Source organism: Cyanobium gracile PCC 6307, assembly GCF_000316515.1.
GTDB classification, from domain to species: domain Bacteria; phylum Cyanobacteriota; class Cyanobacteriia; order PCC-6307; family Cyanobiaceae; genus Cyanobium; species Cyanobium gracile.
The window spans coordinates 3030981-3045171 of the sequence record NC_019675.1 but is presented as its reverse complement, the minus strand read 5'-3'; the positions used below and the strand labels follow the sequence as shown (position 1 = coordinate 3045171).

Genomic DNA, 14191 nt, shown 5'->3' with positions numbered 1-14191 from the left:
GGAGCGCCGGCTCAGCTCACGGGGATTCTTCGCTCCGCTTCGATGTCAGCCAGGGAGGCCGACCGCTCCGCCTGGACCCGGAGTTCATCACCGTCGGCCTCCTCCAGGGGCAGGTCGAACCAGAAGGTGGTGCCCACCCCGGGCTCGCTGGCCATCCGGGCCAAGCTGCCGTGCTTCTCGAGGATGCCCCGCACGATCGAGAGTCCCAGCCCGGTGCCGGCCTCGGTATGCACGGCGTTCTCGACCCGGAAGAAGCGCTCGAAGATCCGCGCCTGGTCGGCCTCGGAGATGCCGCAGCCGGTGTCGGCGATCTCCACCCGCAGCCGCGGCAGTCGCGAGGTGAGAGTGCAGGCGGGATGGTCGTCCGGTCCGCCGGCGGGATCCAGCGGGCAGTGGTCGGGCCAGGGATAGGCGCGCAGCAGCAGCTGGCCGCCGCTGCGGGTGAACTTGAGGGCATTGCCCACCAGGTTGTCGAACACCTGCAGCAGCAGGTCCCAGTTGCCCCGCACCCGGGGCAGGTGCTGATCCCCGGTGAAGAGCAGCGTCACCCCCTTCTCCTCGGCATTGAGCCGGTAGGTGCGCAGGGTCTGCTCGATCGCCGGCGCCAGGTCCATGGGCTCCAGCTGCCAGACCCGGTCGGACTCCAGCCGTGAGAGATCGAGCACGTCGGTGACCAAACGGGAAAGCCGGTCGGTCTCGGCATTGGCGATGCTCAGGAACTCCTTCTGCTGGTCGGCGCTGAGCAGGTCGCCCATGTCATGGAGCGTCTCCACGTAGCTCTTGATGTTGCACAGGGGGGTGCGCAGCTCGTGGGATACGTTGCTGATGAAGCGGCTCTGGGCGGCGTTCAGCTCCACCTCCCGGGTGAGGTCCTGGATCGTCATGGCGATGCCCTTGAGGGTTTCGCCGCTGGCATCCCGCACCGACTGCAGCACGATGCGCAGGGTGCGGGGGGGATCCCCGAAGCTGCAGCGCACCTCGGTGGTGTCCCGCTCGCTGCTGATCAGGCTCGCGAGGGGAACGTGCAGCTCCATTGCCAGCCGGTCCGGCAGCTCGGCTTCCAGGTCGCTGGCCTCCAGGTTGCGACCCTCCCAGCGGAACAGCCGGCGGGCGGTGGGGTTGGCCAGCACGATCCGCCCCTCGGCATCGAGCAGCACGGCACCGTCAGCCATGGTGGCGATCAGGGACTGCTGCTTCACCTGGGCGGCGGTGAGCTCCTCGATGTTGGCGGCCTTGTAGACCTCCAGCTGGGAGGCCATGGTGTTGAACCCGTTGAGCAGCTCCCCCAGCTCGCCCCCCACCGGCAGGGCGATGCGGGTCTCGAAGTTGCCCCCGGCGATCGATCGCACCCCCCGCAGCAGCTCCTTCACCGGCTGGGTGATGGTGAGGGCGTTGAACACCGAACCCAGGATCACCAGCACCCAGATCGAGATGAACACCGCCACCGTCACCTCCCGGGTGAGGGCGGCGCTGGCCAGGAGCGTCTCGTTGGGGTTGATGCCCAGGGCCACCACCCCCAGGTAGCGTCCGTCGCTCACCATCGGCACGAACACGTCGGTGACCTGGCCGGCCGGCGTGAGGTGCTGGCGGATCAGGGGATTGTCGGGGCGGCGCTGGATGTCGGCCGGCAGCTCCAGGCGCCGGCTGAGCACGCGCTCACCCATGCCGGTGCTGCCGCCCATCGGGATGCCGAGGTAGATCACCCCGTCGGAATCGGCGAAGAAGATGTAGCGGAGGCTGCGGCTGGACTGCCAGAACCGTTCGGCCACCGAAGCCAGTTCGCGGTCGTTGCCCTCCGCCACCAGGGGGGTGACGTTGGCCGACAGCAGCAGCCCGAGATCCCGGGCGAAGCGGGTGTCGCTCATCCGGGCATCGCGCTGGATGCCGTTGAGGGCCAGGAAGGTGATGCCCGTCATCAGCAGGCTCACCACGAGGGTGGCGACCGCCAGCAGTTTGGTCTGGAGGCTGAACTCGGCCCACCAGCGCTGCAGGCGCGCCCGCCAGAGGCTGTAGGAGCCGGCGGCCTCGGTGCCGCCCAGGGTGGGGCTGGAAGCGGAGGGGGTCATGGCAGGGCCGGGCGTCGCGACCGCACCTGGTGGCCGATGTCGCGGCGGTAGACCATGCCCTCGAAACCCACCCGACTCAGGCCGTCATAGGCCCGCTCGAAGGCCGTGTCGAAGTCGTCGGCCTGGGCCACCACCGCCAGCACCCGGCCGCCCGCCGTGACCACAGGGCCCGCCTCGGTGCGGCGACTGCCGGCATGGAACAGCTGCAGGTCAGGGTCGTCTCCCAGGTCGCCGTGGATCGGATCACCGCGACGCACCTCGCCGGGATAGCCCTCGGCGGCCGCGATCACGCAGGCGCTGCAGCGGGGCTCGATCGTCAACGGAGGCGCCTCCGCCAGGCGGCCGGTGGCGCAGGCCAGCAGCACCCGAGCCAGTTCCGGGCCGAGCAGGGGCATCAGGGTCTCGCACTCCGGATCCCCGAAGCGGCAGTTGAACTCGATCACCCGCAGGCCGGCCTCGGTGAGCATCAGGCCGGCGAAGATCACGCCGCGATAGTCGATGCCCCGGGCCCGCAGGGCCGCCAGGATCGGCTCCAGCACCCGCTGGCGCACCTGCTCCTGCCCAGCCGCATCCAGCAGCCGGGCGGGGGCGTAGGCCCCCATGCCGCCGGTGTTCGGCCCCGTGTCCCCCTCGCCGATGCGCTTGTGGTCCTGGGCCGGGGGCAGCAGCACCATGGAGCGGCCGTCGGTGAGGGCGAACACCGACACCTCCGGGCCGTGCAGACGCTCCTCCAGCACCAGGGAGGGGGGGGCGGCGGCTTCACCGGGGGCGGCGCTCTGGAAGCGGCCCGCGAACACCTCCTCAATGGCGTCGCGGCACTGCTCAAGGCTGTCGGCCACCGTCACGCCCTTGCCGGCAGCCAGGCCATCGGCCTTCACCACCAGGGGGCGGCCATGGCGCTCAAGCGCCTCCAGGGCCTGCTGGCGATCCGTCGCCGCCCAGTACCCCGCCGTGGGCACGCCCGCTTCCTGCATCAGGTCCTTGGCCCAGCGCTTGCTGGCCTCCAGCAGGGCCCCGTCGGCACCGGGGCCGAAGACCGCCAGCCCCTCCGACCGCAGCCGGTCCGCCAGGCCGGCGGCCAGGGGCGCTTCCGGGCCCACCACCACCAGGTCGATGGCGTGCGCGCGGCAGGCCGCCGCCAGGGCGCCATGGTCGCTCTCGGCGATGGCCAGCTGGCCGCAGCCCGCCAGGGCGGTGGTGCCGCCGTTGCCGGGGGCCACCAGCACCTGCTCGACCCCCGGGCAGCGCGCCAGGGCCCAGCCCAGGGCGTTCTCGCGGCCACCGCCACCCACCACCAGGATCCGGGCCGGCACCGGGGACGGGGGGGAAGGGTCGGTAACGGTCAACGGGGCCATCGGGCGGAGGGGACGCGGAAGGGGGGTGGATCAGGGAGGAGAGCTCCCCTAGGTTGTGCGGCGGCGCGGGTGCTGCACCGGTCGCCCTCACCAGCCTTGCTGCCACTCCCCTTTGCCATTCTCCCCGACCGCCGCCTCGACCGCCGTCCCGCCCAGCGGATCCGGCCCGACCTCCGGCCCGCCGGCGCTCCGGCGGAGCCGCGGCTGGTCCGTTCTGGGTGTCCTCGGCGCCCTGTCCTTGATGGGTGTGCTCCCGGGGATCGGGCCGGCTGCAGCCCGTGCCGCGGCCCCCGGCCCTTCAGCGGCACCGGCGCCCGCCGCCCCAGCGGCGGTGACGCCCCCCGCCAGTGAGGGCAGCCCCAGCGGGCCGGCGGAGCCCACGGCCGAGGCTGAAGTGGAGCCGCCGCCCCTGCTCAGCGACTCGGAATTCGCCGACCTGCTCCGTGATGGGGATCTCGAGCAGCTCGACGCGGCCTGCCGGCAGAGCGCCGATGCCGATCAGCTCGAGCGCCTGCGGCAGCTGCAGCAGCGCCTGCTGACGCTCCATCCGGCCCCCCAGCCCCTGGAGGTGGTGCTGGCCAACGCCGATGTGCTGCTCAGCTGCCGGGCGCCCAGCGAGGCCATGGACGTGCTCAATCGCTTCGGGCCGGCCGCCGGAGCGGAGCGGGTGCAGTGGCTGCAGCTGCAGTGGCGGGCCGCCGCCGCCGGGCTGGACCACCGCCGGGCGGCCCTGGCCCTGGAGCGGCTGAGGAAGGAGAGCGGCACCTCCCTCGAGGCCATCGCCCTGCCGCTGCAGCGCCGGGAGGACGGCACCGTCATCAGCCGTCCGGCCCTGGAGCTGCTGGCCCTGCACCTGGAATCGCGGGGCTTCCCCCGGGTCGGCGGCGAACTGCTGGTCCCGGCCCGCCAGGGCGGCCTGGCGGGGGCCCTGCGCCTGCAGCAGGCGGTGGGAATGCTGGCGAAGCTGCCGGCGGCCCAGCGGGAGGCCCTGCTGGAGGCGGCCCTGGAGCAGGCGGCGGCGGCGGGCGCCTGGGGGCTGGTGGCGGAGCTGCTGGACACCCAGGCCGCCCTGCCGTCGGATCGGGCCGTGGCCCGACGCCTCCGGCTCAGCGGGCGCATCGATGACGCCTACGGCGAATGGCGCTGGCGGCGCGAGGATCCCGCGGCGGCGCCGCGCACCCGCCAGCTGGAGATCCGGCTGCGCTCCCCCCGGGATCCGGGCGGCCACGCCGCCGATCTTCCGGAGCCGGCCCCGACTCCGGCCCCGACCCCTTCCCCTGCCCCATGACCCGCTCCCCTGCCACCGGCCCCCTCCTCTACGAAGGCAAGGCGAAGCGGGTGTACGCCACCGACCGGAACGACGTGGTGGCCGTCGAGTACAAGGACGACGCCACGGCCTTCAATGCCCTCAAGAAGGCCCAGCTCCTCGGCAAGGGGGCCCTGAACTGTCGGATTTCGGCCCTGCTGTTCGAACACCTGGACAGGCTGGGGGTGCCCACGCACTACCTGGGACTGCACGGGGAGCACTGGATGATGGTGCGGCCGGTGCGGGTGGTGCCGGTGGAGGTGGTGGTGCGGAACGTCGCCGCCGGTTCCCTCTGCCGCCAGATGCCGATGGCGGCGGGCACCCCCCTGGACCCGCCCTTGCTCGACCTGTACTACAAGGACGACGCCCTGGGTGACCCCCTGCTCAGCGAAGCCCGGCTGGAGCGACTGCAGCTGCTCACCCCCGACCAGCTGGAGGCAATCCGGAAACTGGCCTTCCGCGTCAACGACGTCCTGCGCGATCTCTTCGCCCGGGTGGAGCTCGAACTGGTGGATTTCAAGATCGAACTGGGGTTCACCGCCGACCACACCCTGGTGGTGGCGGACGAGATCAGCCCCGACACCTGCCGCCTCTGGAAACGGTCGGTGAGCGATGCCCAGGAGCGGATCCTGGACAAGGATCGATTCCGACAGGACCTGGGCGGCGTTGTCGAGGCCTACGGGGAGGTCCTCAAACGGGTCCAAGGGGTCTGTCCTGAACCACGGGTCTACGGGTAAGGTCAGCGGGATTTTGCGGCCTGGCCGCTCTGCAGACGACATCCATGATTGGCGTTCGCCTCGGCAGGCCCCACATCCTTCGAAGCGTCACGCCCAGGGCGGCGACCGCCTCCCTTCCTCTCCTGGTGGCCCTGCTGCTGGCCGGTGGCCAGGCCCGGGCCGCCGAAAGTCCCCCCGGCCAGGGCCAGCCCCCCACCGGCACCGTGGCCCAAGCCGGCGCCGATCCCTTCGCGGGCCCTGCGGACGCCACCCCGCCGGCGGGGGCGGCCCCGGCGACGCCCGCCCCCGGCGCCAGCCCGGCCCCGGCCCCCGCTCCGGCACCGGCACCGACCGCCACCCCCGGGGCCACCCCCGGCCCGCCCGCCGCCAGCGACGATCGGCCCGGCAGGCCTTCCCTGGCGCCGGCTCCCGCTCCCTCCGCCTCGGCCGAACCCCGGGTGCTGATCAGTGAGGTGGTGATCGAAGGCCTCGCTGACCACCCCGAGCGTGAACGGCTCGAGCTGGCAGCCTATGCCGCCATGGTGGTCACCCCCGGCAACGCCATCACCCGCAGCGAGCTGGAAACGGACCTGCAGGCCATCTACGCCACCGGCTGGTTCTCCGATGTGCGCATCCAGCCCCAGGACGGCCCCCTGGGGGTGCGGCTGGTGGTCTCGGTGGTGCCCAACCCCGTGCTCACCAAGGTGAGCCTGGATCCGGCTGACGCCAAGGTGCCGGAGACCGTGGTGCAGGAGACCTTCGCCGGCGATTACGGCAAGACCCTCAACCTGGTGACCCTGCAGGGCCGCATGCAGGAGCTGCAGAAGTGGTACGCCGATCAGGGCTTCTCCCTGGCCCGCGTCACCGGCCCCTCCCGGATCGGCCCCGACGGCGACGTGCAGCTGCTGGTGCGCCAGGGGACCGTTAAGGGCGTGGAGGTCCAGTTCCTCAACAAGGAGGGATCGGCCACCAACGACAAGGGCCAGCCGATCAAGGGCAAGACCAAGGAATGGGTGATCACCCGGGAGATCTCCATCAAGACCGGCGAGATCTTCAACCGCCGCAACCTGGAGGACGACCTCAAGCGTCTCTACGGCACCGGCCTGTTCAGCGACGTCAAGGTGACCCTGCGTCCCGAACCGGAGGATCCCGGCTCGGTGGTGATCGTGCTGGGGGTGGTCGAGCAATCGACCGGGTCTCTGTCGGGGGGTCTGGGCTACAGCCAGAGCCAGGGGGTCTTCGGCCAGATCCAGGTGCAGGACAGCAACCTGTTCGGCCGGGCCTGGGACCTCTCCACCAGCTTCACCTACGGCCAGTTCGGCGGCCTGGCCGACATCTCCTTCAGCGACCCCTGGATCAAGGGGGACAAGTACCGGACTGCCTTCCGCTTCAAGGCCTTCGTCAGCCGGGACGCCCCCCAGGTGTTCCAGAGCCAGAACAACGGCAACTTCTTCACCGTCTCCGACTTCTACCAGGCCCCGGGCACCGAGGTCGCCTACAACATCTTCTCGCCGTTCAACCCCCTCCTCGACGTTTTCCCGTCGGTGACGGCGGCCCGCATCGCCGCCGAGACCAGCGGCCAGAACCTCAGCTGGTTCCAGTTCGACGGCAACAGCGTGCTGATCCAGCGCGTCGGGGCCAACGTTCAGTTCGTGCGTCCCCTCAACGGCGGCAACCCCTTCAAGCGGGCACCCTGGACCGTGCTGCTGGGGCTGACCGGCCAGGTGGCGACGCCGATGGACTTCTCGGGCACCTCCCGCCGCTTCGCTCTGGCCACCCCGAACGAGGCCACCTCGCTGCTGGCCGCCCCCACCAGTTCGTTCATCTGCGTGGCCTTCAACTGCGCGGCCCGCAACCAGCTGGTGGGCCTGCGGCTGGCGGCGACGATGAGCACCCTGAACGATCCCCGCAACCCCACCCAGGGCAACTTCCTCAGCATCGGCACCGAGCAGTTCTTCTCGGTGGGCCCCGATTCCCCCACCTTCAACCGGATCCGGGGCAGCTTCACCCACTACATCCCGGTGCGCTGGCTGAAGTTCTACAAGGGCTGCCGGCCGAAGGCCGGCGAAACCGAGGACTGCAAGCAGGCCCTGGCCTTCCAGGTGTCCGCCGGCACGGTGATCGGCGACCTACCGCCCTATGAGGCCTTCTGCCTGGGCGGCGGCAACTCGGTGCGGGGCTACTTCGACTGCGATCTGGGCGTCGGCCGCAGCTTCGGCGAGGCCACGATCGAATACCGCTTCCCCCTGTTCAGCATCGTCAGCGGCGAGCTATTCATCGACGGTGGCACCACCTTCGGCAGCCAGGCGAAGGTGCCGGGCAACCTCGGCGGCCTGCTCAACAAGCCGGGCTCCGGCTTCTCGATCGGCACCGGCCTGATCGTCACCACCCCCGTCGGTCCGCTGCGCCTGGAGGTGGCCAGCCAGGACTTCACCGGCGAGTGGCGCTTCAACCTCGGCGTGGGCTGGAAGTTCTAGTGACCAGCTGGCCCAGTGACTATCGCCAGGCCTGGACCCTCCGCTCCAGCGTGGAGCGCTCCGGGGTCGGGCTGCACAGCGGTGCCGTCTCCCGGGTCCGCCTCGGCCCCTCGGAGCGGCCGGGCTACTGGCTGGGCTGGCTGGACGCCCCGGAGCTCCCGATGCAGCGCCTCGGCCCCACCCAGGTCAGTGACACCCGCCTGTGCACCTGCCTGCAGGTGGGTGAGCGCCGCCTGGCAACGGTGGAGCATCTGCTGGCGGCCCTGGCCGGCACCGGGGTGAGCCAGGCGGAACTGTGGGTGGAAGGGGAGGAGATCCCTCTGCTCGACGGCTCCGGCCTGCCCTGGGTGGAGGCGATCGCCGAGGCGGGGCTCAGCGACCGGGGCGAGCGCCTCGAGCCCCCGTTGCCGCCGCTGCCCCTCACCCTCGGCCAGGGGCTGGGGTTCGTCGCGGCGCTGCCGAGCGAGCGCCTGCGCCTGGCGGCGGCGATCGAGTTTCCCCAGGCGGCCATCGGCCGCCAGCTCTATGCCCTCGATCTCACGCCGGAGCGCTTCGTGGCAGAGATCGCCCCGGCCCGCACCTTCGGCTTCCGGGAGCAGGTGGAACAGCTGCTGGCCGCGGGCCTGATCCGCGGCGGCGCCCTCGACAACGCCCTGGTCTGTGATGGAGACGACTGGCTGAATCCGCCCCTGCGCTTCGCCGACGAACCGGTGCGCCATAAGCTGCTGGACCTGCTGGGAGATCTGGCGTTGGTGGGCCTGCCGCGGGCCCATGTCTTTGCCTACCGCGGTTCCCATGGCCTGCACACCGCCATGGCCGCGGCCCTTGCGGCCCAGGCGCCCCACCTGACCGTACCCGTACCGACCCACTGAATCCTTGACCGTTCTTCCCTCCGCCGCTCCCGAGGCCGCCTCGGCCGCATCCCACGCCACGCCCGCTGGCCCCGCAGCGGACACGGCCCGGGCCGTGGTGCTCAGCAGCGAACAGATCCTCAACCTGCTCCCCCACCGCTATCCCTTCGCCCTGGTGGATCGGGTGGTGGAGTACGTCCCCGGCCAGCGGGCGGTGGCCCTCAAGAACGTCACCTTCAACGAGCCCCAGTTCCAGGGCCATTTCCCCGGCCGGCCCCTGATGCCAGGCGTCCTGATCGTCGAGGCCATGGCCCAGGTGGGGGGGCTGATCGTCACCCAGATGCCCGATCTGCCCAAGGGCCTGTTCGTTTTCGCCGGCATTGACGGCGTCCGCTTCCGCCGGCCCGTCGTGCCCGGCGACCAGTTGCTGATCACGTGCGAACTGCTCAGCCTCAAGCGCAAGCGCTTCGGCAAGGTGCACGCCACCGCCACGGTCGATGGCGAGCGCGTCTGCTCGGGCGAGCTGATGTTCTCGCTCGTGGACTGACGCGATGTCGAGTGCAGCCATGACGACATCCGTCCATCCCACGGCCCTGGTAGATCCGAGGGCCCGGCTGGGTTCCGGCGTGGAGATCGGGCCCTATGCCGTGATCGGTCCGGAGGTGGAGATCGGCGAGGGCAGTCGCATCGGTCCCCACGTGGTGATCGACGGGCGGGTGCGGATGGGCAAGGGCAACCGGATCTTCCCGGGGGCCTGCATCGGCCTCGAACCCCAGGACCTCAAGTACGGCGGCGCCCCCACCGAAGTGGTGATGGGCGATGAGAACACGATCCGGGAGTGCGTCACCATCAACCGCGCCACCGCCGAAGGGGAGAGCACTGTCCTGGGCAACGGCAATCTGCTGATGGCCTACAGCCACATCGGCCACAACTGCCAGCTGGCCGACCGCATCGTCATCGCCAACGGAGTCGCGGTCGCGGGCCACGTGGTGATCGGCGAGCGCGCCGTGATCGGCGGGGTGCTCGGCATCCACCAGTTCGTCCACATCGGCAGCCTGGCGATGGTGGGCGGCATGAGCCGCATCGACCGGGACGTGCCCCCGTTCATGACGGTGGAGGGCCACCCCGGCCGCATCCGGGGACTGAACCGGGTCGGGCTGCGCCGCAGCGGCATGGCCCAGCTCGACGACGGCGCCCAGTTCCGCCAGCTCCAGGATCTCTGGACCCTCATCTACCGCAGCGATCTGGTGCTGGCCGCCGCCCTGCGCCAGGCCCGGGAGCGGCCCCTGCTGGCCGCGGCCGATGAGCTGTGCGCCTTCCTGGAGGCGTCGGTGGGGCCGGGCCGGCGCGGACCGCTGCCGGCCCAGCGCTGATGGTGCGACTGCTGGTCAGCACCGGAGAGGTCTCCGGTGATCTGCAGGGATCCCTGCTGGTCCAGGCCCTGCACGAGGAGGCCGCCCGCCGGTCGCTGCCCCTGGACGTGGTGGCCCTCGGCGGAAGCCGCATGGAACGGGCGGGGGCCCGGCTGCTGGCGGACACCACCAAGCTCGGGGCGATCGGCCTGTGGGAACCGATCCCGCTGGTCATTCCCACCCTCAAGCTGCAGGCCAGGGTGCGCCGCTGGCTGAAGCAGCACCCCCCCGACGCCGTGGTTCTGATCGACTACATGGGGGCCAACGTGAACCTGGGCCTGCGCCTGCGGCGGCTCTACCCCCAGGTGCCGATCACCTATTACATCGCTCCCCAGGAATGGGCCTTCCGCCTCGGCGACGGTGGCACCACCCGGCTGATCGGCTTCACCGACCGCATCCTGGCGATCTTCCCGGAGGAGGCCAGCTTCTACGCCGCACGCGGCGCCCAGGTCACCTGGGTGGGCCATCCCCTGATCGACACCCTCCAGCAACAACCCTCGCGCCAGGAGGCCCGAGCGCGGCTGGGCCTGCCCCAGGAGGCGCCGGTGCTGCTGCTGCTGCCCGCCTCGCGGCGGCAGGAGCTGCGCTACGTGCTGCCGCCCATGGCCGCCGCGGTCGCCCTGCTGCAGCGGCAGCATCCCGACCTGCAGGTGCTGCTTCCCGCCGGCCTGACGGGGTTCGAGACGGCCCTGCAGCACGCCATGGAGGCCGCCGGGGCCACCGCCGTGCGGGTGATCCCGGCCGGTGAGGCCGATGCCCTGCGGCCCCTGCTCTGTGCCGCGGCCGATGCCGCCCTGACCAAATCCGGCACCGCCAACCTGGAACTGGCCCTGCGGGGGGTGCCCCAGGTGACCGGCTACCGGGTGAGCCGGCCCACGGCGTTCCTGGCGAAACATGTGATCCACTTCAACGTGGCCCACATTTCCCCGGTGAACCTGGTGCTGGGGGAACGGCTCGTGCCGGAACTGCTCCAGGACGCTTTCACCCCGGACGCCATCCTGACGGCCCTGCTGCCCCTGTTCGATCCGGCCTCCGGGGCGCGGGAGCGGGTGCTGGAGGGCTACGTTCGTCTCAGGCAGAAGCTCGGTGAGCCGGGCGTCACCCGCCGGGCCGCCGCGGCGATTCTGGAACCCTTCCCGGGACACCCCCCATGCGATTGATCGCCCTGGTGCTTGGCCTGCTGCTGGCCCTCGGCGGGCCGGTGGCCCCAGCCCTGGCGGCCACCGAGGAGGCCGTGCTGGCCGGCGGCTGTTTCTGGTGCCTGGAGCACGATCTGGAGGTACTCCCCGGGGTCCTCGACGTGGAGAGCGGCTACAGCGGCGGCAAGGGGGCCAACCCCACCTACCGGCAGGTCTCGGCCGGGGGAACCGGCCACCAGGAGGTGGTCCGGGTGCGCTTCGACAACACCGAGATCCGCTACGACACCCTGCTGAGGGCCTACTGGCGCAACATCGATCCCCTCGACGGCGGTGGCCAGTTCTGCGACCGCGGCGATTCCTACCGGCCCGTGATCTTCACCACCAGCGCCAACCAGGCCGTGGAGGCCCGCAACAGCCTGGTGGCGGCCGCCCGGGAACTGGGCAAGCCGGCGGCGGCGATCAAGGTGGCGATCCGGCCCCTGGCGAAGTTCTGGCCGGCGGAGGGCTACCACCAGAACTACGCCAAGCGCAATGGCGTCCGGTACAACTACTACCGCTGGTCCTGCGGCCGCGACCGGCGCCTGGACGCGGTCTGGGGACGCCGGGCCCGCACCAGCCAGCGCTGGAAGGGCAGCTGAGCCCATCGCCGCTGCCCCCCAGCCTGGTTCCCTAGCAGGGACTGCATCCGTTGTGCTGCCGATCACACGCCGGGGAAACCGCACGGCCCTTCCCCCCTGTTCCGGCCGGGAAAATGCCTTAGCGTTTGCTTCATCAACGGAGGGCCTCTGTATGTATCTGCTGACCATCCGGGACGGTCTGCAGACGCGCCACATCGGGCCCTACGCGAGCCCCAGGCAGGCGTCCGACGACCTCGACAAACTGCAGGCGACTTGCGGCGACAAGGCCACCTGGCAGATCCACCGTCTCGAATCCCCCGCCGAACTGCACGCCCACATCCCCGGCCGGGGTGACACCGAACCGGTGGCGGTCTGACCGCTGGCTCAGGCCCGGGGCGGGGTGCGGGGATAGCCGCGCAGCAGGCCGCTCTCGACCATCAGCCCCACACCGGCGTTGATCAGGATCAGGCCGAGGGCCCCATACCAGACCCAGGGGCCGGCCTCCGGCAGAGCGTGGCCCTGGTCGGCCGCCGCCGCCAGGGCCGACCAGGTCTGGATGCCCTTGCGGATCACCCCCTCTCCGAAGAGACAGAGTCCGGCGGGGAGAAGGAGCACACCCAGCTGGGCCTTCACGTACCAGCGGATCTTGTGAACGGCCATGGGGCGATGCGTTGTCTGGTCTGGGAGCAAACCTAGGCGGCAGACTTCGGCCGCCAAAGCCGCCGGGGACGGCGGCCTCGCCGTTCAGGCCGCGGCGCCGGCCACCAGCCAGGCCACCAGGGTGCGTACACCGAAGCCGGTGGCCCCCGCCGGATCCAGCCCCCTCGCCTTGTCGCTCCAGACGGTGCCGGCGATGTCGAGGTGGGCCCAGGGCAGCCCCCGGGTGACGAAGTCCTGCAGGAAGAGGGCGGCGGTGATCGAGCCCCCCGGCCGCGGGCCGGTGTTCTTCATGTCGGCGACGTGGCTCTTGAGCCCCTTCCTGTAGGAGCCGCGCAGGGGCATGCGCCAGAGGGCCTCGCCACCGGCCGTGCCGGCAGCGAGCAGGGCCTCGGCCAGGCCGTCACTGGGGGACCAGAGTCCGGCGATCTCCTCGCCCAGGGCGATCACGCAGGCGCCGGTGAGGGTGGCGAGATCGACGATGGCATCGGGCTCCAGGCCGCAGGCGTAGACGAGGGCATCGGCCAGGGTGAGACGCCCCTCCGCGTCGGTGTTGTTGATCTCGATCGTCTTGCCGTTGGAGGCGGTGAGCACGTCACCCGGGTGGATGGCGCCGCCACTGATCATGTTTTCGCAACTGGCCACGATCACATGCACCTCCAGGCCGGCGGGACGGATCTCGGCGATGGCGCGGGCCGCCCCCAGCACGGCGGCGCTGCCGCCCATGTCGTACTTCATCATCTCGATCTGGGAGCCGGCGGTCTTGAGGTTGTAACCGCCGGAATCGAAGGTGAGCCCCTTGCCCACCAGCACCACCCGCCGGGTCACCGGCCCGACGGGCCGGTAGGTGAGATGGATGAACTTGGGGGGCAGATCGGAGCCCTGGGCCACCCCCAGAAAGGCCCCCATGCCGAGGGCTTCGCAGTCGGCCCGCTCCAGCACCTTGAGCTCGAGCCCGAAGGCGTCGGCGATGGCGGCGGCCTCATCGGCCAGCGACTGGGGGGTCGCCTTGTTGGGCGGAGCCGCCACCAGCCGCCGGGCCAGTTCCACGCCGCTGCAGGTGGCCGCCACATGGGCCAGGCCCGCCGCGGCGCTCTCCGCCAACCCCAGCAGGGTCACCTGGCCCGGCAGGGAGCGGGGCTCGGCCTCGCTCTTGAAGCGCTGGTCGTCGTAGAGGCCGAGCCGCACCGCCTCCGCCATGGCCGCCGCCGCCGCCGCCGGCTCGAGCCCCTCCAGGGGGAACCAGAGTCCGAGCTGCTCGGCGCCGGCGCTGGCGGCCGTGCGGGCCGCACCGGCTCCGGCCTGGCGCAGGGCGTCGAGGCCGAACTCGGCCGGATCCCCCAGGCCCACCAGGATCAGCGTGGCCGGGATGGCGCCTGGCCGCTCCAGGGTGAGGGACTGGCCACTCTTGGCCTCGAAGCGGCGGCGCTGCAGCCAGCCCTCGAGGGCTTCTCCCACCAGCTCTTCGACCAGGTCCCGCCCACCGCCGCCGCCGCCGGCGAACAGCCCCACCACCAGGGTGTCCCCCGTCCAGCTCTCGGTGAGCGGACGTTGGCCGTCCCGGTCAACGGCAAGACAGCGAAACTCCATGGACC

Annotated in this window: 14 protein-coding genes; 10 read left to right on the top strand and 4 right to left on the bottom strand. The window is 71.4% G+C overall.

Annotated features, from left to right (window positions below):
- Nucleotides 1–11 precede the first annotated feature (11 nt).
- A complete protein-coding gene (locus CYAGR_RS14705) occupies nucleotides 12–2066 on the bottom strand; it encodes a HAMP domain-containing sensor histidine kinase (protein WP_015110634.1) in 2055 nt (684 codons plus the stop codon).
- Nucleotides 2063–3421, bottom strand: a complete 1359-nt coding sequence (gene purD / locus CYAGR_RS14700; protein ID WP_015110633.1) for a phosphoribosylamine--glycine ligase — start codon at nucleotides 3419–3421, stop codon at nucleotides 2063–2065. Before purD ends, CYAGR_RS14705 begins: the two co-directional genes overlap by 4 nt.
- Before the next feature lie 96 nt (nucleotides 3422–3517).
- On the opposite strand from purD, the gene CYAGR_RS18580 reads away from it, so the two are divergent.
- The 10 genes from CYAGR_RS18580 (at nucleotide 3518) to CYAGR_RS14655 (ending at nucleotide 12315) form a co-directional block, all read left to right on the top strand.
- Nucleotides 3518–3772: a hypothetical protein gene (locus CYAGR_RS18580; protein ID WP_156818488.1), complete on the top strand. Its 255-nt coding sequence runs from the start codon at nucleotides 3518–3520 to the stop codon at nucleotides 3770–3772.
- Entirely contained in the window at nucleotides 3753–4709 is a 957-nt protein-coding gene (locus CYAGR_RS14695) for a hypothetical protein (RefSeq protein ID WP_015110632.1), read from the top strand. The genes CYAGR_RS18580 and CYAGR_RS14695 overlap by 20 nt, the downstream gene beginning before the upstream one ends.
- A complete protein-coding gene (purC, locus tag CYAGR_RS14690; RefSeq protein ID WP_015110631.1) occupies nucleotides 4706–5464 on the top strand; it encodes a phosphoribosylaminoimidazolesuccinocarboxamide synthase in 759 nt (252 codons plus the stop codon). The genes CYAGR_RS14695 and purC overlap by 4 nt, the downstream gene beginning before the upstream one ends.
- Nucleotides 5465–5508: 44 nt before the next feature.
- A complete protein-coding gene (locus tag CYAGR_RS14685) occupies nucleotides 5509–7920 on the top strand; it encodes a BamA/TamA family outer membrane protein (RefSeq protein WP_015110630.1) in 2412 nt (803 codons plus the stop codon).
- Complete coding sequence (lpxC, locus tag CYAGR_RS14680) at nucleotides 7920–8792, top strand: UDP-3-O-acyl-N-acetylglucosamine deacetylase (protein WP_015110629.1); 873 nt, start codon at nucleotides 7920–7922, stop codon at nucleotides 8790–8792. Before CYAGR_RS14685 ends, lpxC begins: the two co-directional genes overlap by 1 nt.
- A 97-nt stretch (nucleotides 8793–8889) precedes the next feature.
- Nucleotides 8890–9318, top strand: coding sequence for a 3-hydroxyacyl-ACP dehydratase FabZ (fabZ, locus tag CYAGR_RS14675; protein WP_043327381.1), 429 nt, complete (start codon nucleotides 8890–8892; stop codon nucleotides 9316–9318).
- 19 nt (nucleotides 9319–9337) lie between these two features.
- Nucleotides 9338–10144 carry an acyl-ACP--UDP-N-acetylglucosamine O-acyltransferase gene (gene lpxA, locus CYAGR_RS14670; RefSeq protein ID WP_015110627.1) on the top strand — a complete coding sequence of 269 codons (807 nt, stop codon included), beginning with the start codon at nucleotides 9338–9340 and terminating at the stop codon, nucleotides 10142–10144.
- Nucleotides 10144–11343, top strand: coding sequence for a lipid-A-disaccharide synthase (gene lpxB / locus CYAGR_RS14665; protein ID WP_015110626.1), 1200 nt, complete (start codon nucleotides 10144–10146; stop codon nucleotides 11341–11343). Before lpxA ends, lpxB begins: the two co-directional genes overlap by 1 nt.
- On the top strand, nucleotides 11334–11960 hold the full coding sequence (gene msrA, locus CYAGR_RS14660) for a peptide-methionine (S)-S-oxide reductase MsrA (protein WP_015110625.1): 627 nt from the start codon (nucleotides 11334–11336) through the stop codon (nucleotides 11958–11960). Before lpxB ends, msrA begins: the two co-directional genes overlap by 10 nt.
- 151 nt (nucleotides 11961–12111) lie before the next feature.
- A complete protein-coding gene (locus CYAGR_RS14655) occupies nucleotides 12112–12315 on the top strand; it encodes a hypothetical protein (protein WP_015110624.1) in 204 nt (67 codons plus the stop codon).
- Between the two features lie 8 nt (nucleotides 12316–12323).
- On the opposite strand, the gene CYAGR_RS14650 is transcribed toward CYAGR_RS14655, so the two are convergent.
- Together CYAGR_RS14650 and CYAGR_RS14645 are read right to left on the bottom strand one after the other, a co-directional pair.
- Nucleotides 12324–12599, bottom strand: a complete 276-nt coding sequence (locus CYAGR_RS14650) for a hypothetical protein (protein WP_015110623.1) — start codon at nucleotides 12597–12599, stop codon at nucleotides 12324–12326.
- 84 nt (nucleotides 12600–12683) lie between these two features.
- Complete coding sequence (locus CYAGR_RS14645; protein WP_015110622.1) at nucleotides 12684–14186, bottom strand: leucyl aminopeptidase; 1503 nt, start codon at nucleotides 14184–14186, stop codon at nucleotides 12684–12686.
- Nucleotides 14187–14191 lie beyond the last annotated feature (5 nt).